This is a genomic window from Deinococcus aestuarii (genome assembly GCF_018863415.1).
In the GTDB taxonomy this organism is placed as follows: Bacteria; Deinococcota; Deinococci; order Deinococcales; family Deinococcaceae; genus Deinococcus; species Deinococcus aestuarii.
Genome location: NZ_JAHKSN010000001.1, coordinates 605080 through 628715, shown reverse-complemented (window position 1 = coordinate 628715; position 23636 = coordinate 605080). Strand labels below are relative to the sequence as shown.

At 69.5% G+C, this 23636-nt stretch carries 17 protein-coding genes; 9 read left to right on the top strand and 8 right to left on the bottom strand.

Going from position 1 to position 23636, the window contains the following annotated elements; all coding sequences use genetic code 11:
* A partial coding sequence (locus IC605_RS03060) for a transposase family protein (RefSeq protein WP_216318696.1) occupies positions 1 to 232 on the top strand: 232 nt, incomplete at its 5' end.
* A gap of 200 nt (positions 233 to 432) precedes the next feature.
* On the opposite strand, the gene IC605_RS03055 is transcribed toward IC605_RS03060, so the two are convergent.
* From IC605_RS03055 to IC605_RS03030, 6 genes are all read right to left on the bottom strand, one after another.
* Positions 433 to 1131, bottom strand: coding sequence for a Bax inhibitor-1/YccA family protein (locus IC605_RS03055; RefSeq protein ID WP_216318693.1), 699 nt, complete (start codon positions 1129 to 1131; stop codon positions 433 to 435).
* Positions 1132 to 1265: 134 nt separating this feature from the next.
* Positions 1266 to 4127, bottom strand: coding sequence for a malto-oligosyltrehalose synthase (gene treY, locus IC605_RS03050; protein ID WP_216318691.1), 2862 nt, complete (start codon positions 4125 to 4127; stop codon positions 1266 to 1268).
* Positions 4124 to 5923, bottom strand: a complete 1800-nt coding sequence (treZ, locus tag IC605_RS03045) for a malto-oligosyltrehalose trehalohydrolase (protein ID WP_216318689.1) — start codon at positions 5921 to 5923, stop codon at positions 4124 to 4126. The genes treY and treZ overlap by 4 nt, the downstream gene beginning before the upstream one ends.
* Positions 5924 to 6110: 187 nt before the next feature.
* Positions 6111 to 8270: a glycogen debranching protein GlgX gene (glgX, locus tag IC605_RS03040; RefSeq protein WP_246580261.1), complete on the bottom strand. Its 2160-nt coding sequence runs from the start codon at positions 8268 to 8270 to the stop codon at positions 6111 to 6113.
* 215 nt (positions 8271 to 8485) lie between these two features.
* Positions 8486 to 9238, bottom strand: coding sequence for a hypothetical protein (locus IC605_RS03035; RefSeq protein ID WP_216318686.1), 753 nt, complete (start codon positions 9236 to 9238; stop codon positions 8486 to 8488).
* Between the two features lie 105 nt (positions 9239 to 9343).
* Positions 9344 to 10318, bottom strand: a complete 975-nt coding sequence (locus IC605_RS03030) for an ABC transporter substrate-binding protein (protein ID WP_216318682.1) — start codon at positions 10316 to 10318, stop codon at positions 9344 to 9346.
* Between the two features lie 176 nt (positions 10319 to 10494).
* Between IC605_RS03030 and IC605_RS03025 the strand changes: the two genes are divergently transcribed.
* Together IC605_RS03025 and IC605_RS03020 are read left to right on the top strand one after the other, a co-directional pair.
* Positions 10495 to 11661, top strand: a complete 1167-nt coding sequence (locus IC605_RS03025) for a VLRF1 family aeRF1-type release factor (protein ID WP_216318680.1) — start codon at positions 10495 to 10497, stop codon at positions 11659 to 11661.
* Positions 11662 to 11715: 54 nt separating this feature from the next.
* Entirely contained in the window at positions 11716 to 12126 is a 411-nt protein-coding gene (locus IC605_RS03020) for an MliC family protein (RefSeq protein WP_216318678.1), read from the top strand.
* Here the strand turns inward: IC605_RS03020 and IC605_RS03015 are convergent.
* Positions 12123 to 12632 carry a DinB family protein gene (locus IC605_RS03015; protein WP_216318676.1) on the bottom strand — a complete coding sequence of 170 codons (510 nt, stop codon included), beginning with the start codon at positions 12630 to 12632 and terminating at the stop codon, positions 12123 to 12125. The genes IC605_RS03020 and IC605_RS03015 overlap by 4 nt on opposite strands.
* A gap of 69 nt (positions 12633 to 12701) precedes the next feature.
* On the opposite strand from IC605_RS03015, the gene IC605_RS03010 reads away from it, so the two are divergent.
* The 3 genes from IC605_RS03010 (at position 12702) to IC605_RS03000 (ending at position 18065) form a co-directional block, all read left to right on the top strand.
* A complete protein-coding gene (locus IC605_RS03010) occupies positions 12702 to 15827 on the top strand; it encodes a DEAD/DEAH box helicase (RefSeq protein ID WP_216318674.1) in 3126 nt (1041 codons plus the stop codon).
* 445 nt (positions 15828 to 16272) lie between these two features.
* The gene (locus IC605_RS25525; protein ID WP_216318839.1) at positions 16273 to 16485 is read left to right on the top strand and encodes an endonuclease domain-containing protein; all 213 of its coding nucleotides are present in this window, start codon (positions 16273 to 16275) and stop codon (positions 16483 to 16485) included.
* A 50-nt stretch (positions 16486 to 16535) separates the two neighbouring features.
* Positions 16536 to 18065 (top strand): S10 family peptidase, encoded by a 1530-nt coding sequence (locus IC605_RS03000; protein ID WP_216318672.1) that lies wholly within the window; start codon positions 16536 to 16538, stop codon positions 18063 to 18065.
* Between the two features lie 57 nt (positions 18066 to 18122).
* On the opposite strand, the gene IC605_RS02995 is transcribed toward IC605_RS03000, so the two are convergent.
* A complete protein-coding gene (locus IC605_RS02995) occupies positions 18123 to 20096 on the bottom strand; it encodes a DNA topoisomerase subunit B (protein ID WP_216318668.1) in 1974 nt (657 codons plus the stop codon).
* Positions 20097 to 20368: 272 nt separating this feature from the next.
* Between IC605_RS02995 and IC605_RS02990 the strand changes: the two genes are divergently transcribed.
* The 3 genes from IC605_RS02990 (at position 20369) to IC605_RS02980 (ending at position 23593) form a co-directional block, all read left to right on the top strand.
* A complete protein-coding gene (locus IC605_RS02990) occupies positions 20369 to 22336 on the top strand; it encodes a vWA domain-containing protein (protein ID WP_216318666.1) in 1968 nt (655 codons plus the stop codon).
* Between the two features lie 22 nt (positions 22337 to 22358).
* Complete coding sequence (locus IC605_RS02985) at positions 22359 to 22841, top strand: hypothetical protein (RefSeq protein ID WP_216318663.1); 483 nt, start codon at positions 22359 to 22361, stop codon at positions 22839 to 22841.
* A 107-nt stretch (positions 22842 to 22948) separates the two neighbouring features.
* Entirely contained in the window at positions 22949 to 23593 is a 645-nt protein-coding gene (locus IC605_RS02980) for a cyclase family protein (protein ID WP_216318660.1), read from the top strand.
* Positions 23594 to 23636 lie beyond the last annotated feature (43 nt).

Below are 23636 nucleotides of genomic sequence, written 5' to 3'. Positions count from 1 at the left end.
GCCCGCCAAGCGCCCCAAGAAAGGCGAGCTGAGCGATGAGCAACGGGAGCTCAATCGCCTGATCTCCAAAGTGCGGATCACCGCCGAGAACGTGATCAACCGGATCAAGAAGTTTCGCGCCTGCAAGGAGTTCTTCAGAAACCAGCCCTCAAGGCACGGCGTGATCTGGGGCTGTGTCGCCGGATTGGTCAACCTTCGCTGGCAACGCCGACTGCACCTCTCCGCGATCTGAAGCCAAGGGCAGGACAGCGGGGCGACGGTTCACGTCGCCCCGCTGCCTCTTCAGCTACTGCGCAACAAGTCTTCACAGTTTCCTGGCCCGGTCGCCAGAGGGCATGTTCCAACCTTACCTCGTCCCGCTCATGGGGGAGAAGCAAACCAAAGGGAAGGGGCCGGACATCCCGCGTCCGGCCCCCTCGCCCTTGACCCCGCTCAGTCGCTGCTGCTGCTCAGCCCGCCGCCACCGATGCCGAAGAGACGCAGGATGAAGAGGAACATGTTGATGAAGTCGAGGTACAGCGCCAGCGCCCCGTTGATCGCCGCACGCTCGGCCATCTCGCCGCTGACGCCGCTCAGCGCGAGGTTGCGCAGCATCTGGGTGTCGTAGGCGGTCAGGCCCGCGAAGAGCAGCACGCCGATCACGCTGATCCCGAGCGTGAGCACGCTGCTCGCCACAAAGATGTTCACGATCATGGCGATCAGGAGGCCGATCAGGGCGAAGAGGAAAAAGCGCCCCATCGCGCTGAGGTCGCGCTTGATCACGAAGCCCACCACGCTCATCGCGCCGAAGGTCCCGGCGGTCGTCAGGAAGGCGGCGGTTACCGCGGCCGGGCTGTAGACGAAGAGCAGGGCGCTGAAGGTGAGCCCCGTCAGCGCGGCGTAGGCGATGAAGAGCAGCCCGGCGACGGCGCTCGGCAGCCGCTGCGCCAGCCCGGCGAGCACGAACACCAGCACGAGCTGGGCGATGATCAGGGGAAAGCGAAGCGCCATCACCTGCGAGGCGAGGACCTCATTCTGGGCGGTCAGGTAGGCGACCCCGGCGGTCAGGGCCAGGCCCGCCGCCATCCACGAGTACGTCCGCGCCATGAAGGTGCGAACCAGATGTTCCGTGCGTGTGGCAGTCAGTTGCATACGCCTCAGGATACGGGGCGGGGGGATGAAAAGTTCCTGGGAAGCGGTCAGCGATCAGCCGTCAGCTTTCAGCAGGAATGGCAAAAGGCGAAAGCCGCGGCATCCCGCTCTTTTGCTGACCGCTGAAAGCTTCCTCACCGCCTGATCAGCAGCGCCAGCGGAAAGTCCTCCAGCACCTTCGCCAGCGCGATCTTCTCGCCGCGCACCCGCACGCGCTCTCCCGTCAGCACGTTCTCGTAGGTGCCTGGGCGGGGGAGGGTGAGCTGGCGGTTGCCCCAGACCTCGCCGAGCGCCCACGGCGTCCCCTCGCGCGTCAGGCTGTAGGTCAGCCGGGGCGCGACGGTGACGGCCACCGCGTCCCCGTGCTCGCGGGCGAAGGCGAGGAGATGCCGCCCGGCGCCGAGGGGTCGGTAACTGCCCCGCCGGAAGAGGTCCGGGTGCTCGGCCCGTGTCTGGAGGGCAGCCCAGCTCACGAGGAGCTTGACCCCCCCGTCCTCGTACCCCGCGAGGAGGTCGGTGGCGAGCCTGAGCCCGTTCTCCGCGTGTCTGCGCTCGATGCGGGCGAGCGTCCGCGTGCGCCAGGGGTAGTCCACCGGGCGGCGGTTGTCGGGGTCCACGAGGCTCTGGTTCCAGCCCTCCGAGCCCTGGTAGGTGTCGGGCACGCCGGGGGCGGTCAGGCGCACGAGCGTCGCCGAGAGCCCGTTTTGCGCGCCGTAGGGGCTGATGCGGGCGTGCAGCTCGCGCAGGTCCTCCAGGTACCGCCCGCTTTCCAGCAGCCCGCGCACCATGCGGTCGAGCGCCCCCTCGTACTCGCCGTCGGGGGCGGCCCAGCTCGTGCGCAGCTTGGCCTCGCGGGCGGCCTTGAGCAGGTAGGCGCTCAGGCGGCCCGCGAACCCGTCGAGGTTCCCGTCCAGCGGATACGCGCCCAGCGCCGTTTGCAGCAGGGCGTACACGTCGAGGGCGGAGGGCGCAGGGCCCAGGTCCGTCCGGGTCTCCAGCGTGCGGACGAGGGGCAGCCACCCGCTGAGGTACGCCGCCCACGTCTGCGGCAATTCGGAAAGGACGCTGATGCGCGCCCGGGTGTCCTCCCCGCGTTTGGTGTCGTGGGTGCTCCCGGCCAGGAGGGCGCCCGGCCAGCGCTCGGCCCGGTCGCGCGCCGCCATGTGGAAGGCCTTCGGCGGCGTGCCGAAGTGCGCCGGGTCACCGCCCACCTCGTTCAGGGAGAGCAGCCGCCCGTAGCGGTAGAAGGCCGTGTCCTCCGCCCCCTTCGCCGTCACCGGGCCGGTGAGCTGCTGGAACTTCAGGGCGAAGTCGGCGTAGCGCTCGCGGGTCGCCTCGTCGGGGGCGCCCAGTTTGAGGACCGCCTCCAGGAAATCGAAGAGGGAGGGGTCGAGGTCGCGGCTCTGGCGGCGGCTGTGGGCCTTGGCCTCGCGGACCGCCTGCTCGATCTTGGCGTTGTCGCCGGGCTCGCGCGAGCCGTCCGCCCGGATATAGGTCCGGTACACCGGGAAGGCGGCGATCACCTCGCGGATGACCTCGCGCAGGGCGCTGAGCGTGAAGTCCCGGAACCGCAGGTCGGCCTCGGCCAGCCGCTCGAGGTGTTCGGCGAGGACGTTCACCTCTCCGGGCAAGGAGACGCGCTGGATATGGGACTTGCCCCGGTAGAGGTGCTCGGGGTAGGTCTCGCGGTCCCCGCTGAAGCGGCGGTAGATCGCCGTCAGCTCCTCCTCGTTCGCGCCGTCCACGAAGACGCCGCCCAGTTGCGCGAGGAAGTCGTACCCGGTCGTCCCGTGCACCATCCAGTCTTCCGGCAGCCGCTCGCCGGGCTCCAAGATCTTTTCGGCGACGACGTAGAGGGGCAGCGCCTCCCTGGGCGTGTCCTCCTCCGGGGCGGGCAGGCCCAGCGCCCCCGCGGCCCCCTGTTGCAGCGCCCGGAAGTACCCCGCGGGGTCGTACAGCCCGTCGGTGTGGTCGAGCCGCACGCCGGAGACCACGCCGTCCCGGACCAGCTCGAAGAGCTTGGCGTGCGCCCAGGTGAAGACGCGCGGGTCTTCCATCCGCAGCGCCGCGAGGTCATTGATGTCGAAAAATCTCCGGTAGTTGATCTGTTCGGCGGCCACCCGCCAGGAGGCGAGGCGGTAGTTCTGCTCCCGAATCAGGGAGTCGAGGAGGGCCGGGTCGCCGTTGGCCGTCTCCAGCACGCTGCCCAGCGCCTCGCGCACCGTTCTGGACGCCTCCGCGAGCGTGGCGAGGCGGCGGGCGATCACGTCCACCTCCTCCGCGCGGGCGAGGCGGTCGGCGTCGGTCAGGTCGGCACTCGTCGAACGCGGCAGGCTCGCCGCCGCCCGGGCGACGCTGGCGAGTTCGGCGTGGTCCTCCCCCGGCGAGAGCCGCCCCGCGACCTGGGCGAGCAGCGCGGCGAGGCTGCGGGGCGAGATCGGCAGGCGCCGCTCCCAGTAGCGCAGGAAGAAGCGGCCCCCGTCCCGCTCCAGCCGCAGCTCGCCCCGTTCGAGCACCCGCCCGTACTGGTCGCCCAGCGTGGGCAGGAGGACCTTGTTCTCCAGCGCCCGTTTGAGGGGCTGCCAGGAGATGTCGAAGAAGTGCGCGTAGCGGCTCGCCCGCCCGTGCATCAGCACGTCCTCCCAGTACGGGTTGTGCCCGCCCTGGATCCCCATGTGGTTGGGCACGAAGTCCACGATCAGCCGCAGCCCGAGTTCGTGCGCCCGGCCCGCCAGCCGCCGCAGCCCCGTCTCACCGCCGAGCCTCGGGTTGACCTCCGCGTGGTCGGTCACGTCGTACCCGTGGGCCGAACCCGGCGTGCTCGTCCAGACCGGCGAGAGGTACACGTCGGTGACGCCCAGCCGCCGCAGGTAGGGCAGCACCCGCCGCGCCGCCGCGAAGTCGAAGCCCTCGTGGAGCTGGAGACGGTAGGTGGAGGAGGGGAGGTGGGGGGTGGATGAAGAAGGTTGTGCGGGAGCTTCGAGCACCTGGGTCATCCTTCCGACCTCAGCAACACGGCCTCCCCGGGGGCCAGGGTGGCGTCCCCTCGGCCCTCCGAGTGGAGGAGCACGGCGGTGGGCAGGTCGAGGGAGAGCAGGAGGGCCCGGGGGTCGAGCGTCGTCGCCCCCAGGTTCCACAGCAGGGCCCGCTCGCCGTCCTCGGTCTTGTGCCGGACCCACAGCACGTCGCCCACGCTCCCGGCAGTGAGGTTGCGGCGCTCGCGGTCGTGAAGCACCGGGTCTTCCCGGCGCAGCCTCAGCACCTCGCGGTATAGGGCGAGGGTGCGGGCGTGTTCGCCCTCCGTGCGCTCGGCCCAGTCGAGCTTCGCCCGCCTGAAGGTCGCCTCCGCCTGGGGGTCGAGTACGGTGTCCCCGCCGAAGCCCTCGAAGGCGGCGAACTCGCGCTTGCGGCCCTCGGAGACGAGCACGCCCAACTCGCCGTGGTGGTCGCTGAAGAAGGGGAAGGGGGCCGACGCCAGCCACTCCTGCCCCTGGAAGAGCAGCGGCGTGGTGGGCAGGCTCAGCAGCAGGGTGGACGCACCCCGGAAGAGGGCGGGCGAGACACGCTTCAGGTGGTGAATCCGGTCTCCCACCGCCCGGTTGCCCACCTGGTCGTGGTTCTGGAGGAAGTACACGAAGGAGGGCGAATTCAGCGCGTCGGCGGGTCTGCCGCGCGGGGCCTGCTCCTGCTCCCACGCCTGGCCCTCGTAGACCCAGCCGCGGCCAATGACGTTCGCCACCGCCGCCGCGCCCCCCTCGTAGTACCGGTAGTAGCCGTCGCGGTCGCCCGTGAGCGTCACGCGCAGGACGTGGTGGAAGTCGTCCACCCACATGCCATCGAGGTGCGTCTCGGTCACGAGTTCGGGCAGGTTGCGGTAGTCCTCGGCGAGCAGGAGGTGGGTGCCGCCGAGCGCGTGCACCCGGTCCGCGAGTTCGCGCAGGATGTGGGTGGGCGAGTCGTCCTGCATGGCCTGGGTGGCGTCCAGCCGCAGCCCGTCGAGGCGGTAGTCGCGCAGCCACATCCGGGCGTTGTCGGTGATCAGCCGCCGCATGTGAGGCTCGGCGTAGTCGAGGCCCGCGCCCCAGGGGGTGTGAAACCGCTCGGTGAAGTACCCCGGGCTGTACACGCTCAGGTAGTTCCCGTCCGGCCCGAAGTGGTTATACACGGCGTCGAGGAAGACGGCCAGTCCCAGCCCGTGCGCCGCGTCGATGAACGCCATTAGGTCCTCGGGCCGCCCGTAGGGGGCGTAGGGGGCGGAGAGCGCCACCCCGTCGTATCCCCAGCCGCGCGTGCCGGGGAAGGCCGCCAGCGGCATGAGTTCCACGGCGGTCACCCCCAGGTCCGCGAGGTCGGGCAGCCGCTCCATCGCCGCCCGGTAGGTCCCCTCCGGCGTGAAGGTGCCCACGTGCAGCTCGTAGAAGACGCACTCGCCGAGCGGGAGGCCGCGCCACTCGGTGTTCTTCCACCCGTAGGCGTTCAGGTCCACGACCTCGGCCTCACCGTGTACCCCGCCCGGCAGGAAGCGGGCGTAGGGGTCGGGCCAGGCCTGACCGTCCAGCACGAACTTGTAGTGAGTCCCCGCACCGACGGGCAGCACCGTCTCGAACATGCCGCTTCCGAGGGGCTGCATCGGGTGGTCCTCGCCGTTCACGCGGACGGCGACCTCGCGGGCGGTGGTCGTCCAGACCCGGAAGCGCGTGCCGCTCCCGCCGGGCAGGAGGTGGGCACCCAGGCCGGGGGTCAGGGCGCCAGAGGGGGCCGGGGAGGCCGTGGCGGAGGTCGGCGTCGTCATGAGGAACTCCTTGAAGACCCCACCCCCGTCGGGGGTGGCATCCAATACTTCAGCGTAGAGAGGCGAGGCCGCCGGGGCCGTGAGAGGAGGGTCAAGCCGGGGCACGGGAAGGTGGCGCCGGGCACAGACCGCACGGAGGGCCGGAAGAGGGCGCGTCCGGCCCCTCCCGGCCCCCGGGTGTCCGTTTTCAGTCGCGCTTGCAGCGGTAGAGCTTGACGCTGCGGGCCCTCAGGGTCGTCTCCTCCCCGGCGGGCACCCGCTCCCGCGCCCCGTCGTCGGCGGTGTCGAGGAGCAGTTCCCAGCTCTCGCAGTCGTCGAGGTTGGGCAGCCGGAAGGGGAGGTCGATATAGGACGAACTCAGCAGCAGCAGCAGGTCGTCGTCCTTCACGGGCCTTCCCTCGGCGTCCACGTCGTCGAGGCCGTCGCCGTCGAGGAACATCCCCAGGGATTGGGTCTGCGGGTTGTTCCAGTCGGCGTCGCTCAGCTCCTTGCCGTCGTACCGGAGCCACACGATGTCGCGCACGTCCGCGCCGCGGATGGTCCGCCCCGAGAAGAACTTGCGGCGGTGCAGCGCCGGGTGGGCCTTGCGCAGCCGGATCAGCCGCCGGGTAAAGGCCAGCAGGTCGGCGTCGATGTGGTCCCAGTCGTACCAACTGATGGGGTTGTCCTGACAGTAGGCGTTGTTGTTGCCCCGCTGGGTGCGCCCGATCTCGTCGCCGCCCAGAATCATCGGCGTGCCCTGCCCGAGCAGCAGGGTCGCCAGGAAGTTGCGCTGCTGCTGGGCGCGCAGGGCGCCCACCTCGGGGTCGTCGGTCTCGCCCTCGACCCCGCAGTTCCAGGTGAGGTTGTGGTTGTGGCCGTCTTTGTTGCCCTCGCCGTTCGCCTCGTTGTGCTTGTCCTCGTACGTCACCGAGTCGCGCAGGGTAAAGCCGTCGTGGGCGGTCACGAAGTTGATCGAGGCGTAGGGCTTGCGCCCGTCGCGCTGGTAGAGGTCCGAAGAGCCCGTCAGGCGGTAGCCGATTTCACTGGCGAGCCCGCCCTCGCCCTTCCAGAAAGCGCGCATGTCGTCGCGGTAGATGCCGTTCCACTCCGCCCAGTTCACGGGAAAGTTGCCGACCTGATAGCCGCCCTCGCCCACGTCCCACGGCTCGGCGATCAGCTTGACCTGCGAGATCACCGGGTCCTGGTGGATGATCGTGAAAAAGCCCGAGAGCTGGTCCACCTCGTGCAGCCCGCGCGCCAGCGTCGAGGCGAGGTCGAAGCGGAAGCCGTCCACCCGCATCTCGGTCACCCAGTAGCGCAGCGAGTCCATGATGAGCTGGAGGGTCTGCGGGTGCCGGACGTTCAGGGAGTTGCCGGTGCCGGTGTAGTCGAAGTAAAAGCGCGGCTTGTCGGCCACGAGGCGGTAGTACGTCGGGTTGTCGATGCCCTTGAAGCTCATGGTGGGGCCCAGGTGGTTCCCCTCGGCGGTGTGGTTGTACACCACGTCGAGGATGACCTCGATCCCGGCGTCGTGCAGGGCGCGCACCATGTTCTTGAACTCGGGCACGGCCCCGGCGGGATCCCCGCGTCGCGCGGCGGCCGAGTAGCGCACGTCGGGCGCGAAGAAGTTCAGGGTCGAGTACCCCCAGTAGTTGGAAAGTCCCTTGGCGACGAGGAAGGGGTCGTCCACATGCTGGTGGACGGGCAGGAACTCCACCGCCGTCACGCCGAGGTCCTGGAGGTAGCGCAAGACGGGCTCGGTCGCCACGCCCGCGTACGTCCCGCGCAGGGCCTCGGGCACGTCGGGGTGGGTCATGGTGAGGCCCTTGACGTGGGTCTCGTAGATCACCGACTGGTGGAAGGGGACCTTCGGCTTCTTGTCACCCACCCAGTTGAACATGGGATCGATCACGATCCCCAGGGGCACGCCGCGCTGCTCCTCGGGCTGCATCACGGTGTCCTCGCCGCCGGGCACGTAGCCGAAAAGGCCCTCCTCCATCTGCTCCACGCCGCCCAGCGCCTTGGCGTAGGGGTCGAGCAAGACCACGTTCGGGTTGAAGCGCAACCCCCGCTCCGGGGCGTACTCGCCGTGGACCCGGTAGCCGTAGCGCTGCCCCGGACCCACGCCCGGCAGGTAGCCGTGCCACACGAAGGCGGTCTGCTCCTTGATCTCGAGGCGCGTCTCCCGGCCCTTCTCGTCGAAGAGGCACAGCTCGACGCCCGTGGCGTTCTCGGAATACAGCGCGAAATTGGTGCCCTTGCCGTCCCAGGTGGCCCCCAGGGGATAGGGGCTGCCGGGCCGCACGCGCGCGGCGGGCGTGGTCGTGTCAAGGGGAGAGGGGACGGTCGGTTCGGGGGCAGTCAAAGGAATCCTCCACGGGCACGCGGCCCGGTTTCTGGCTGTTGGAATACGCAGCGGGAGGCGACCTCCCGGCTTCCCGGGAAGACGCCCGCCCTCTGTGGGAACGCTACCAAAAGCGGCCGAGGTCACGCGCGAGAGGCATTACAGAAGCCTGACAGGCCACCCCCACCCCCCGCCGTCTTTCAAGAACGGCTCAAGGAGGGAAGCGGCCGGGCGCGTCAGAAGCCGAGCCGCGCCCTGGGCCGTTCGAGCTGCGCGAGCCGCTCGGGCGTCCACAGCTCGTAGGTGTACATCGGATACTGGCGCTTGAACCGCCCGATGCGGTCCCACACCTCGCGCGACTCGAAGGGCACGACGAGGATCAGCCGGATCACCGAGTCCTCGGCGTCGTAGACATAGAAGTCGAAGTGGAAGGCCTGCTCGTTGCCCGAGTCGGTGAAGAGCGGAAAGGAGAAGGGCCGGTAGCGCCACGCCTTGTTGCGCGTGCTCAGGAGGCGGGCGGCCACCCGCTTGAGGCTGGAGTCGGGAAAGGTGGCGTCCTGCCCGTCGCGGTCGCGGAACACGGTCTCCGGCGGCGGCGCGTCGAGCTGCACCCGCCCCCGTTCGGGCAGGGGCTTTTTCGCCACCCTGGGCGGGGCCTTGCGCCCGGTCGCGGGGTCGAACTTCGCCTCGCCGCCCCCGGCTCCCCGCTCGCCCGGATTGCGCCGCGCCGGGTTGGTGCCGCCGCGCGAGGCCGCGTTGCCGCCCCCCGTGCGGCCTCCTCCGGCCGTTTTGCCCGAACGGGCGCTCCCCACCTTCGGCCCACCCGGGCGGGGACCGGAGGCGGACCGTCCTCCCCCGCCCGACTCGCCCTGGTCGCGGGGGGTGCGCTCGCGGACGGGCGCCGTGCTGTCCCGCGTCGCCCCCCCGCGTCCCTGCGCCGTGTTGCGCTTGGGCGTGCGGCCCCTCGATCCTTTTTTCGGTCCGGTCATGGGGGAAGGATAGCGGTCAGCGGTCAGCCGTCAGCGGTCAGCCAGACAAAAGCCCCAGCCGGAGCCGGGGCCGCTGAAGGCTGAGAGCTGATGGCTGACCGCTTCTTACCTCGCCAGCCCCCGCACCACGCTCAGGTTCACGAAGCGGCCCAGGTCCGGCACGTCCCGCGCGAAGCCCGCCTCCTGGTTGAGCTGGGCGTACTCGCCGAGCGTCTTGAGGTTGATGTCCCAGGTGACCTTGGTCCGCGCCAGGGCCTTGAACAGTTCGGCGGAGTTGGGCCGCTTTCCCGTGAACGCCTGAATCTGGTCCGCGATGGCCTTTTGCGCCCCCGCGCTACTCTTGTTGATGAAGGTGATCGCGGCGAGGTGCCCGCGCAGGAGGTCTTTCACCACTTCCGGGTTTTGCTCGGCGAACTTCGTGTTCACCACGAACACGGTGGTCGTGTAGTTGCCGCCCTCCCAGATCGCCTTTTCATTCGCGATCAGCCGCGCGCCCTGGGTCTCCATGACGGCACCCCAGGGTTCTTGCACCAGGGCCGCGTCCACCTGCTTGCTGGCGAAGGCGGCGGGCATGTTCGCCGGGTCGATGGGCACGATGGTCACGTTGCCGCCCTCGTCGGTGGCCCTCAGGCCGTTGACGTGCAGGAGGTGGCGCAGGCTGATGTCCTGCGTCGAGCCGCGCGTGGGCACGGCGACCTTCTTGCCCGCGAGGCCCTTCACGTTGCGAATCCCGCTGTCCTGGCGGCCCACGAGCACCGCCCCCGCGTTCGCCGCCCCCGCGTACACCTGGATGGGCACCCCGCGCAGGAAGGCGTTCATCGCCGGGCCAGGACCCACGTACGCCGCGTCGATGGCCCCCGCCGCGAAGGCCTCGTTGATCTGCGAGCCGTTGGCGAACTCCTTGACCACGAGCTTGACGTTGCCGAGTTCCTTCTGGAAGAGGCCGCGCTGCACGCCCACCAGCCCGGCCGCGTGCGTGACGTTGGGAAAGACGCCCAGCCGGACTTCCTTGACCTGTTGAGCCTGCGCGCCGCCCAGCGTGAGGGCGAGCGTGGCGAGGGAGAGGAGGGTTCGTTTCATGGCCCTCAGTCTACCAAACAAATTGATCTGTTTTGTAAACTGTATGGGCAAGCGGGCGCAGGTGAGGGGCCGGGCGACTGGAGCCGGGGCGGGGCGAGCGTGAACCGACCTTGAGCGAAATGGGAGACGCCGCCCGCCCGCGCCTTTCGACAATGGGGCCGCGGAAGGGGGAGAACATGATTTCCAGAGCCGACGTGCGCCGCATCCAGGAGCTTCCCGACAACGCGATGGTCCTGATGGCCGTCGTCAACGACAACCCCGCCAACGTGGACAACGGGGGCGGGGCCCTTCAGACCCGCGTCAAGGTGGCGATGCAGGAGGCGGGCGTGCCCCCCACGGTGATGAAACAGGTTCTCGACGACCTCGCGCGGCCCCGCACCCACCACGGCAAGAGCGCGCTGTATGTGGTGAGCGGCGACGATGAATCGCTGGAGCGCTTCGACATCAACGCCGACCTGCCCGAGCGCTTCCACTACGGTCGGCCCCTGGGGTCGCTGGTGGCGGGCATCCTGGACCTGCTGCCCACCGTGGCCGTCCTCGCGGTGGACCGGGAGTGGGCCCGCTTCTTCCTGCTGCGGCAGGGCGAGCTGGCCGAAATCCGGCGTCATGAGAACGTTCGCCTCGACGACGGCGAGCGGTGGGACACCCTGACTTCGAGCACCCGCCACGTGCCGGGGGCGCCGGGCACCGGCGGTCAGGGCAGCGGCCCCCGCAGCGACAGCGGCACCGACCTCTTCGAGGACCGCGAGGACGCCAACCAGCAGCGCTTTTACAACCGCATGGCGGCGGAGCTGGGCGAGCTGATGACCCGGCGCGATATCAACGCCCTGATCCTGGTGGGGCCCGTGCAGCGGGTGGCGGAGTTCAAGGCCGAGATTCCCGACAAGGCGCCCTACGAGGTGATCGGCGAGACGAACGTGACGGGCGGCGCGGGCTGGGTGAACCCGGCGGAGATTCTGGACAAGATCGGGCCCATCGTCGAGGACCACCGCCAGAAAACGGAAGCCGCCCTGCTCGACCAGATACAGGAACAGGGTGTGATGGAGGTCGAGCGCGTGCTGGAGATGATTCAGGAGGCACGCATCTACCGGCTCGTGATCCCCGGAGACGGCTCGCAGATGAACCTCTACCGCAGCCACAACCGCGAGGTTCCCTACTTCACCAGCCGGAAGGACGTGACCGAGAGCCCCCTCGACGGCAGCCTGATGGAGCGCGTCACCCTGGAGGAGGTGCTGCCCGACCTGATCGATCTCTACGGCATCGAGGTCAGGCGGGTGCACGGCGACCACGCCGAGCGGCTGGTGCGCGAGTTCGGCGGGCTGGCCGGGTTGCCCCGGTACTGAGCGGGAGGAACGATTCCGGGGGGAGGCGGGGGCCGCTTCCTGTAGCGTTGGGCCATGAAGACGAGGATTCTGCTGCTGACGGCTGTCGCCGCCCTTGCTGGGAGTGCTGTTGCCGGTGGAGGCAGCCGTGCCTCGGGGAATATCAACCCCTCCGCCCCCACCTCCGTCAGCTCCCGCACCTTCCACTACACCTGTGACGGCGGCAGGAAAATCAGCGTCTCCTACGTGAACTACGGCGCGGACGGCCCCCTCTTCGCCGTCCTGAACTGGAATGGGCAGCAGTACGGGCTGGCTCAGGCGATCTCGGCCAGCGGAGCGCGTTATGCCAGCCTGTATGGCCCGACCGTGAGCGGCGGCGGCCTGGAATGGTGGGAACATCAGGGGCAGGCCGACCTGAGCACCTTTGTCGGCACCGACACGAGCAGCACCCGCCCCCTGCTGACGAATTGCAAGCCGGGGCGCTAGCCCGCGCCCAGCACCCGCTTTAACAACATCAGTTGCCCTACGTGGTAGGCGTTGTGGTCCGCGACGAGCAGGAACTCGCGCAACCACGTCTGCTCGCCCGCCCCCGGTTTCGCGCCATTGGGCACGACGGCGAGGAGATCGGTGGTGGGATCGTCCAGCAGCGTCAGCAGCGCCGCGAGGTCTTCCCGGAAAGCCTGCGCCTCCGCATGCCAGTCCTCGGGTGTTGCCGCCGCTCGGGTCCTGTCGGGCCAGTAGCCAGTGGGCCACTCCGGCTCCACGTACGCCTCGTCCCGCACGAAGTCGAGGATGTCGCGCTGGGTGAAGCGTAGGTGCCAGAGCACCTCCCAGGCGGAGTACGGCACCCCCTCCGGGCGGTCGTTGATACGCTCCAGGGGAAAGCCGTCCAGCACGTCGCTCAGCAGGACGTGGGCCTGCCGCTCGGTGAGCAGCGCGCGGACGTGGGTTCTCAGGGCCGCGTCCGCCGCCCCGGTCGTTCCGGTGGTCATGTCCGACTGTACCCCGCTTCGTTCCTTCGCTCGCCCTCCCTCCCGGCGCCCCCGCGTACAATCCCCCCTGTGACGGTCGCCACCCCCAACCTCTCCAAACTGCTGCCGTCCGCGCCGGTGGGAAACGCCTTGCTCCTCCCGCAGGTGGCCCGCGCCGCCCTCTTCGCCGCCCACCCCGGCCCCGCCGTGCTGCTTACCACCCCCGACCGCGCCGGGCTCTACGCCTCGGCGGGCGTGCTGGGAGCGCCCGTGACCGTCAACCCCGGCCTGCGCGACTGGACCGAGAAGCAGGAGCACGTCGTCCTCGACGTGAACACCGCGCTCGACCTGTTCCCCGCGCACCCGGAGGATCACGCCGTCACCCTCACGGTGGGCCGGTCCTACCCGCGCGAGGAGCTGCTGGGCCGCCTGGAGAGGTTGGGCTACGAGCGCGGTGAGGAACCCGGCTTCGAGCTGCGCGGCGACACGCTGGAGTTGAGGCTGGAGCCGGGGGCGGGGGTGCCCCAGGAGGCCGAGGCCGTCTGGATTCGCGCCGAATTTTTTGGGGACGAGCTGGACACGTTGCGCCGCCTTTCTCCTGGGGAGCTGACGGGCGAGAAGATCAGGACCTTCACGCTGGAGCCCACCGCCGACTACCTGACGGAGGTGAAGTGGGACGCCACCCGCCTCGACCTCCTGCCGGGCCGGGTGTTCCTCGACGCGCCGGAGTTTTACGCGTCGGCATTGGGGCCGCTCGCCGATACGCTCTGGCCCAGGCTGCGGGGGCGTGAAGTCACGTCCTTTGGCCGCTCGCCCCTGGAACTCGCTGACTTCGACCTCGACCTCAAGGTGCTGCCCTTCTACCGCGCCCGCCTCACCGACCTTGCGCGGGATGTGGACGACTGGCGGGGGGCGGGCTACCGGGTCCTGATCCTCGTGCGGCATGACCGGACGGCGACGTATCTCGCGGAGAAATTGCTGGAAACCCGTGAGGTGCCGTGGCTGACCATCCCCCGCGTCGAAGAGGGCGGTCTCGGCTTCCTGCGCGCGGGCGGCGAGGGCGGTTTTGCCATCCCTGAACACCGTACCGTCGTCATCACCGAGGACCTGATCTACGGCTTCCAGGGCGGCTCGGCGCTGCGCGGCAAGAAGCTCGGCGGCAAGCCCGTCACCGACGCGCTCGGCCTCCATGTCGGCGACTACCTCATCCACCCCGAGCACGGCATCGGGCAGTTTCAGGGGCTGGAGACGCGCACGGTCCTCGGCGTCACGCGCGACTACCTGAATCTCGAATACCGCAATGGTGCCCGCCTCGCCGTGCCCATTGAGCAACTGCCCGTGCTGCGCCGCCACCCCGGCACGACGGACGACCCGCCCGTCCTCTCCAGCTTCGACAAGAAGGACTGGGCGCGGGCCAAGGAGCGGGCGCGCAAGAACGCGGAGGAGGTGGCCGCCAAGCTCCTCGTGCAGTACGCGGCGCGGCAGGTCACGCCCGGCAACGCCTTCCCGCCGCAGCCCGAGTGGGACACGCAGGTGGAGAAGAACTTCGGGTTCGAGCTGACCGCCGACCAGAAGACCGCGCTCAAGGAAACGATGCGCGACCTGGAGAAGCCCAACCCCGCCGACCGCCTGATCTCCGGCGACGTGGGCTTCGGCAAGACCGAGGTCGCCCTGCGCGCGGCGCACCGCGTTGTCGGCTATGGCAGGCAGGTCGCCGTCCTCGTGCCCACGACCCTCCTCGCCGAGCAGCACACGTCCACCTTTGTCGAGCGGTTCAAGAACCTCCCCGTGCGCGTCGAGGGCCTGAGCCGCTTCACCGGTGAGAAACAGGCCCGCGCGATCCTCGCCGACCTCGCGCAGGGCAAGGTGGACATCATCATCGGCACCCACCGCCTGCTCTCGAACGACATACAGTTCAAGGACCTCGGCCTGATCATCGTGGACGAGGAGCACCGCTTCGGCGTGGGGCAGAAGGAGAAGTTGCGGGCCTTGCGTGGCCTGCCCCCGGTCTCCAAGGAAGGCAAGATCGAAATTCCCGAGGGCGTGCGGGCCGTGGACACCCTGGCCCTCTCCGCCACGCCCATCCCGCGCACCCTCTACATGAGCATGGTGGGCCTGCGCGACATGAGCAGCATCCAGACGCCCCCCAAGGGTCGCAAGCCGATCCAGACGGTGCTCGCCCCCTTCGACCCCGTGACCGTGCGCGACGCGATCCTCAGTGAAATCGAGCGCGGCGGCAAGGTCTTCTACATCCACGACCGCATCGCCTCCATCGGGGCGCGCAGCCTGTACCTGCGAAACCTCGTCCCGGAAGCGCGCATTGGCGTGGCGCACGGGCGCATGAACGAGGAGGAGCTGGAGGAGATCATGCTCGGCTTCGCGGGGGGGGCCTTCGACGTGCTCCTCTCCACCACCATCGTCGAGACGGGCCTGGACATCCCCGAGGCGAACACCATCCTGATCGAGCGCTCGGACCGTTTGGGATTGGCGCAGCTCTACCAGCTTCGCGGGCGGGTGGGACGGCGGCAGCAGACCGCCTACGCCTATCTGTTCTACCCGCCGCGCATGACGGAAAACGCCCAGCGCCGCCTGTGGGCCATCGCCGACCTGCAAGACCTGGGAAGCGGACACCTCCTCGCCGAGAAGGACATGGAGATTCGCGGGGTGGGCAACATCCTGGGGGAAGAGCAGCACGGGCACGTCCAAGCCGTCTCCATCGACGTGTACACCGAACTGCTGGCCCAGGCCGTCGCCCGCCTGAAGGGGGAGAAGCTGGAGACGCCCGCGAGCGTGTCCATCGACCTCCCTATCAACGCCCGCCTCACGCCCGAGTATTTCGACGGCAACGAGGAGGAGCGCATCGCCACCTACGGGCGGCTGTCGGAGGCGCGGACGCTCCAGGCGGTCAGCCGGGTCGAGCGCGACCTGCGCAAGAAGTACGGCCCGCCGACCCCCGAGGTCCAGAACTTCATCGACCTCGCCAAGCTGCGCCTGACCGCCCTCGCCAAGCGGGTGCTGAGCATCGGCGAGACGATGACCCATATCCAGGTCGCCTTCGCCTACAAGGGCCTGGATTACGACGCCCCCGGCCTGAAACGCTTCCCGCACAAGACGGAAGTGACAACCTTCCCGCCCGGCGTGAAGTTGGAGAGGCGGGGGCTGAGGCCGGACGACTACGCGCGGGTGTTGATCGAGGTGCTGGGGTACTTCGGGTGAGGCGGAAGCTTTTGCCCAGTAACCCCTCCGGCGCTTCGCGCCACCTCCCCTTAGAAGGGAGGCTGTCGTGGGTTTCGTTCCTCCAGTGTCGTGCGCCCCAAAAGGCTCCCCTTTGAGGGGAGTTGTCGACGCAGCCGACTGAGGGGTCTCCCCGCCTAAGCTCTCGCCATGCGTCACGCCTACACCCAGCGCCTGGCCCCCCACGCAAGAGGACTCCGCAACAGCCAGACCCCCGCCGCGCGCAAACTCTGGTTCGAGTTCCTCCGCACCTACGGCGGAGCGCAGAAGGGTTGTCATGCTGAGCGGAGAAACATCCCAAGACTGAGGAACCCTTCGCGGAAGTTACCCTTGAGCGCAGCGAAGGGCTGAGGGTGACAAGCTTTCTGAGCGCCGCCCTATCCGGTCAAGTTCCGGCGTCAGGTCCCGCTTCACGGCTACATCCTAGATTTCTACTCGCCCCTCCCTGAGGCTGTGCATCGAACTGGATGGGCACAGCCACGACGGTTCGGCGGCGGTGGAGTACGACGCCGAGCGGACATGGCAGCTCGCGGCGGCGGGCATCCAGGTTGCGCGCTTCAGGAATGCGGAAGTGTTGGGGCAGTTTGAGGGCGTGTGCACGGCGATTGATGCACTTTGTCGAGGAGAAGCGCCTTTCTAAACCTGAGGCCCGCCCATTCCCTCTCCGGGCGCGGTAAAACTGACCTACCCATGAGCGAAGACCAGGAGAGGCAGACGGCGGAGCAGGACGCCGAGGTGAAGGTCAAGGTCCAGGTGGGCGAGAAGGGCCGCCCGGACGAGGAGCGGTCTCAGGACGAGGTTCGTGTCACCCACCACCGCGTCACCGTGAATGGCCGCGAACTCCACTACACCGTCACAGCGGGCACGCTGGTCCTGGCCGAGGAGAAGCACGCCAAGGAGGGCGAGTCCGAGGGGTCGAAGCCCCGCGCCCGGGTCTTTTTTACGGCTTACGCGCTGGACGGTCAGCCGGACCCGCGTGGGCGGTCCGTCACCTTCAGCTTCAACGGTGGGCCGGGCAGCAGTTCCGTGTGGCTGCACCTGGGCGTGCTCGGCCCACGCCGGGTGGTGATGGGTGACGCCGGAGCGCTGACCGGGCCTCCCTACGACCTCGTAGACAACGAGTTCACGCTGCTGACCCACTCGGACCTGGTGTTCATCGATCCGGTCAGTACCGGGTATTCCCGCGTGACGGAGGGCGAGAAGCCGGGCGACTTTCACGGCTTTCAAAAGGACATCGAGTCGGTGGGTGACTTCATTCGCCTCTGGACCAGCCGGGCGGGGCGCTGGCTCAGCCCCAAGTTCCTGATCGGGGAGAGTTACGGCACCACCCGCGCGGCGGGCCTCAGCGGGTACCTCCAGGAGCGCCACGGCCTGTACCTGAACGGCATCTTGCTGGTCAGCTCCATCCTGGACTTCTCCACGGTGGACTTCACGCCGGGCCACGACCTGCCCTACCTCGTGCATCTGCCGACCGCCGCCGCGACCGCCTGGTATCACGGCAGGCTCACGGCTCGGCGCACCCTGCCCGAGGTGCTGCGCGAGGCCGAGGCGTTCGCGGACGGCGAGTACGCCCGCGCCCTCCACGCCGGGTCCCGCCTGGGCGCCGAGGAAAGGCGGCGGGTGGCCGAGCGGTACGCCGAGCTGACCGGCCTGAGCGTGGACTTCGTGCTGCGAAACGACTTGCGGGTGACCCTCGACCGCTTCTGCAAGGAGCTGCTGCGCGATCAGAACCGCACGGTGGGGCGACTGGACAGCCGCTTTACTGGCATCGACCGGGACGCGGGCGGCGAAGGGCCCGAGTACGACCCGAGCCTGAGCGCCATCCTCGGCCCCTACACCGCGGCCATGAACCACTACGTCCGCGTCGAACTCGGCTTCGAGTCCGATCTGCCCTACGAGATCATATCGGGGCGAGTGCGTCCCTGGAGCTTCAAGGAGTTCGAGAACACGCACGTGCGCGTCTCCGACACCCTGCGCAAGGCCATGCATCAGAACCCGCACCTCAAAATCCTCGTCACGTCGGGCTACTACGACTTCGCCACGCCGTACCACGCCACCCGCCATACGCTCGACCATCTGGGCCTCGCCCCGGCCCTGCGGGAGAACATCCGTGAGACGTTCTACGAGGCGGGTCACATGATGTACGTCCACCTGCCCAGTCTGGAGCGGCAGTCGGTGGACCTGGCCTCGTTCATCGAGTGGGCGGTCGGGCGGCGCTGATTCAACAGGAAAGACCCGCCCGGGTGTGAGGGCGGGTCTTTCCTGGTCCTGCTTCCCTTAGACGCTGATCTCCGCGAACCGCGCGTTCTCCCGGATGAAGTCCTTGCGGGGCGTCACGTCGGTCCCCATCAGGTCCTCGAAGATGCGGTTGGTGTCCATCAGGTCCTCGATGCTGACGCGCTTGAGGACGCGGACCTCGGGATTCATCGTCGTCTCCCAGAGCTGCTCGGCGTTCATCTCGCCCAGGCCCTTGAAACGCTGAATCTCGTACTTCTTGCCTTCCTTGGTCGCGCGGGCGACGTGCGCCTTCAGCTCCTCCTCGGTGTAGAGGTAGGTGCCCTTGTTGTTCTTCGTCTGCGCGCCCACCGTGATGCGGTACAGCGGCGGCTGCGCGATGTATAGGTGCCCCTGCTCCACGACCGGGCGCATGTAGCGGAAGAAGAAGGTCAAAAGCAGCGTCGTGATGTGCCCGCCGTCCATGTCGGCGTCGGTCATGATGATGATCTTGTGGTAGCGCAGGTTGGACAGGTCGAAGTGAACGTTGTCGCCCGTGCCCTCCACGCCCGCGCCGATGGCGCCGATCAGGGAGCGAATCTCTGCGTTCTTGAGGATCTTGTTCAGCTCGGCCTTCTCGACGTTGAGAATCTTGCCGCGCAGGGGCAAGATCGCCTGGAAGCGCCGCTCCCGCCCGCCCTTCGCCGAGCCGCCCGCCGAGTTCCCCTCCACGATGAAGAGTTCGCTCTCGGAGGGGTCCTGGCTGGAGCAGTCCGCCAGCTTGCCGGGCAGGTCGTCGTTCTCCAGGGGGTTGCTCCGCCGCACGATGTCGCGGGCCTTGCGCGCGGCCTCGCGGGCGCGGGCGGCCTCGGCGGCCTTTTCCACGATGGTGCGCCCGACCCTGGGGTTCTCCTCCAGGAACTCCGCGAACTTCTCGCCCACGACGGCGTTCACGGCGGTCTGGGCTTCCGAGTTCAGCAGCTTGACCTTCGCCTGCGACTCGAACTGCGGGTCGCCCAGCTTGACCGACACCACGCAGTAAATCCCTTCGAGCAGGTCGTCGCCGCCGGGCACCGGGTTCCCCGCCTTGATCAGGTTCTTGTCCCTGGCGTACTTGTTCAGGATGCGGGTGTACGCGGTCTTGAAGCCCGTCAGCGGCGTGCCGCCGTCGCGGGTGCGGATCATGTTCGCGTACGTCAGGATGTTGTCGCTGGAGTACGTGTTCGCGTGGATGAACGCGACCTCGACCTCCACGTCGCTGTGGGTGCCCCTCATCACGATGGGCTGGTCGTACAGCAGCTTGCCGTCGTCGATTACGAGCGCGCGGGCGAAGTTGGCGATGCCGCCCTTTTCATGGAAGGTCTCTTCCTTGATGTCGCCCGCATGCAGCTCCGTGCGCTCGTCGCGGATGACGATCTTCAGGCCCGTCAGGTACGCCAGCTCGCGCAGGCGGCGGCGGATGCGGTCGTAGTCGAACTGGTTCTCGAACTCGTGGAAGACGCCGGGGTCGGGGTGGAAGGTGACCTGGGTGGCCCACTGCACGTTCCCCGGCGTCTTGCCGAGCACCTCCAGCGGCACCGCGACCGCACCGCGCTCGAAGCGGATGTGGTGAAGCTCGCCGCCCTTGTTCACGGTCACGTCGAGGTAGGTGGACAGCGCGTTCACCACGCTCGACCCCACCCCGTGCAGGCCGCCCGACACCTTGTACGCGCCGCCGCCGAACTTGCCGCCCGCGTGCAGCTCGGTGAAGATCACCTCGATGGCGGGACGGCCCTCGGACTTCATGAGGTCCACGGGAATGCCGCGCCCGTTGTCGGTGACGGTGGCCGAGCCGTCGGCGTGCATGATGACGTGCACCTCGTCGGCAAAGCCCCCCAGGCCCTCGTCGATGGCGTTGTCGATGATCTCGGTGAGGAGCTGGTGGTAGCCGTCCACGCCGGTCCCGCCCTGCACGTACATGCCGGGCCGCTTGCGCACGGCCTCCAGGCCCTTGAGGATCGAGATGGAGCTGGCGTCGTAATCGTGGGTCTGCGTCATGGTCCTCCTGGCAGCGCCCCGGGTGAGGGCGCGGCGATCAAGGTTCGATTCGGAAAAAACGGGCGCCAGGTGCGCCCCCGAAGGTCCTGACAGTATACCTGCTGGGTTGAAATGGGTCAAATATTTTACGTAAATGGCGTAATCCGGTGGCCCGAATAGGGATCGGGGCGGTCGGGCTGGAGGGCGTCCAGCGCGGGAAAAATTTCCGGGCGGGGGAGGAGGGGCCGCCGGGGTTTGGCGTTCCGGGTCGCTCGGGGCACAATGGGCACCCGATGCGCCGCGTTTCCGCCCTCATGATCCTGCTCGCGGGCAGCCTCGCCCACGCGCAGCCCGCGCCCTCCGCCTGCGCCCTTCCCGCCGGGCCGCTGCCCACCCAGACCCGCGCCGTGTTCATCCTCGACACGAGCGGCAGCATGCGCGGGATCGGGGACGGGAAGGCGGACATCTTCGGGCGGGTGAAGGCGGCGGTGAGGGACTACGTGCGCGGGGCGGGGCCCGATCAGGTCGAACTCGTGACCTTCGACACCGGGCCGAGGCGGGTGCAGAGCTACGCGCTGCCGGGGGACGCCGCGCGCTGGAACGCCGACCTCGCCGCGCTGCGGGCGGACGGGCGCAACACCTACCTCTACCGCAGCGTGGCGCGGGCGCTGGCGCCGTTGAGCACCCGCGAGCGGTACGCGACGACCGTCTTCATCCTCACCGACGGCATCGACAACGACCCGGACGACCGCGCCAGCCCCGCCCACGCCCTCGCCGCCTTCCGGGGACGCGGCCCCCTCGACACGCTGCATTACGTGGCGCTGGGCACCGACATCCCCGCCGCCGCCCGCGCCGCGCTGGGGGCGAGCGGCTACGGGGACGGCCTGACGGTGCCCGTCGGCCAGGTGCCGGACCTGGGCCGCCTGGGAGGGGGCGTCCTCACCGTCCGCGACCCGGGGCAGGTTCCCGTCCCCTTGCCCGAGGGCGCGGCCCTCACCCTCGCGGCGGGCGGGGCCGGGGACCGGGTGAGGCTCTCGGGCACCCAGGTCACGGATGGGCAGGTGCAGTTGAGGGTCGAAGGCCGCGTTCCTCCCGGCACGCCCGCCCTGCTCTGCGCGCAGACTGCCGGGGGGCAGGTGCGGCGCGTCCTGTTGCGCCTGAACGTCGCCCCGGCCCCCAGCCTGACCTGGCTCAACCCCGGGGCCGACCGCACGCTCGCGCCCGGCGAGACGGTCACGCTGCGTTACCGGCTGGAAGAGGCCACCACCGCGACCCTGCGCCCCACGCCCGGCCTGGGCGGTGAGGTCGTGCGCCTGCCGGGCGGGCGCGAATTCGGCGTGCGGCTGACGAACGCGGGGCTGGAGCCGGGGCGTGCGGTGACGCCGGTCCTGACCCTCGCGGGCGGGCGCAGCGTTCCCCTGGCGGGCGTGACGGCGGCCGGGGGTGGGGTGGCGGTTCTTCCGCGGCCCACGCCCCCGGTGTCCCCGAACAGCTCCGGTCCCGAGGGTCGGGGTCGCCTCCTCCCCTGGCTCCTCGCGGTCCTGCTCGGGCTGATCGCGCTGGGCGGGCTCCTCCTGCTCGCCCGGCGCCGCCGATCACGCGCCCGCCCGCGCCCTCCACTCCCGGCCGCCGCGCGCCCCAGCCCCGCCCCACCCCCGCCGACCGTCGAGGGCCTCCAGTACCGCGAGGACCGCACGCTCGCCCTCGTCGGCGCGAACGGGTTGGTGACGGCGGTGTCCACCCCGCTCGGCGGCCCCTTCGACCTCGGGCAGGTGGGGCGGGTGCCGCACCTCAGCGGGCTGCGGCTCGAACAGGCGCAGGGCGGCCTGCGGGTGCTGCGCGTGCCCGCCGACCTGGAGGTCAGCCAGGGGGCGCGGCTGCTGGAGGGCGGCGACGTGATCCGCCCCGGCACCCTGCTCGGCGTGGCGGTGGCGCGGCCCGCCCGCTCGCCGTGGCCGCCGCTGGGCACGCTGGTGGGGCTGGGGCTGCCGCTGCGGCTGCGCGCGGAGGGGGTGGCCCTGCACGTCGTCGGGCCGTACGGGGACCACGCCCTCACCCTGCCCCCCGGCGTCACCGACCTCGGGGAGGCGTTCGGGGCGCCGGTCCTGGCGGGGCTGAAGCTCACCCGCAGCGGCGGGCACATCCTGCTCGCCGACGTGCCCGCGTCGCTCACCGTGCGCCGGGCCACGGACGGAACCTCCCTGCGGCCCGGCACCCACCTGCCCCCCGAGGCGCATCTCGACCTGCCGGGGGAGGGGTGAGGGGCGCGTTACGCTGGGGCGCATGGACCTCCTGCGGCTGATTCACAACGTTCAGTTCGGCAGCTCGCTCGCGCTGCTCTTTCCCACGCCCCTCGCGCTGGGCACGCTGGTCCTCTTCCTCTGGAGCCTGGGCCCGGCCCTGAAGGGCACGGTGCGGACGGGCTTTCTGGTGGCGCTGCGGGTGGTGTGGGTGTTGACGCTGCTGCCCGCCGTGACGGGCGTGATCCTCGCCGTGGGCGGCGCCAAGGTGCCGAGCGCCGTGAACGTGGGCGGCGGCCTGACGAAGTACGGCCTGCCCTACGACCCCTCCCGCGACCCGGAACACTGGATGTACACGGCCTTCGTGCTGCTCAGCCTCTACGTGATCGAGGTCCTCGTGAGGGGCCGCCTCGTCGAGCACCGCCGGGGCCTGCGCTTCCTGCCCGTCGTCACCCTCTTCCTGTACGGGTGCGCCTACATGGTGGGCCGCGTGGCCGTGTTTCCGGGAAGCACGCCGGGGACGTGAGGGAAGCGGTCAGCCGTCAGCTTTCAGCAGGAGGAGCTTTCGCCCGGGCTTCCGGCTTTCTTGCTGAAAGCTGATCGCTGAGAGCTGACCGCTCTATCCTTCCCCCCATGATCGATATCTCCAGGCAGCTCGTCAGCGGGCACCCCACCTGGCCGGGCGATCCCCCCTTCGTGGTCGAGCCGATGGCGCAGATCGCCCGGGGAGACAGCGTGAACACGTCCCAGCTCCACGCGAGCACCCACACCGGCACCCACGTCGACGCCCCCTGGCACTACGACGACGCGGGCCTGCGGCTGGAGGAACTCGGTCTGGAGCCGTACGTGGGCCGCTGCCTCGTCGTCACGGCGCGGGGTCCCCTGGTCGGCCCGGAGGTGCTGGAGGGCCTGCCGCAGGGCCTCCCGCCCCGGCTGCTGCTGCACACCGGCCAGCCCGCCCACTGGGAGACCTTCCCGGGGGAGTTCGCCGCCATCGACCCGGCCCTGATCCGCGAGCTGTCCCGCCGGGGCGTGCAGCTCATCGGCACCGACAGCCCCAGCGTGGACCCCCTGACGAGCAAGACGCTGGACGCCCACGCCGCCTGCCGCGAGACCGGCCTCCTGATCTTGGAGGGCCTGAACCTCAGTCACGTCCCTGACGGCGAGTACGACCTGATGTGCCTGCCCCTCCCGCTGGCCCGGGTGGACGGCGCCCCGGCCCGCGCGGTGCTGTTCCCGGCGGGCAGCCTGCCCGAGGCCCCGCCAGTCGGCGGGTAAGAGAAAACTGGTCAGCCGCACCCAAAGTACGCCATCCTTTGAT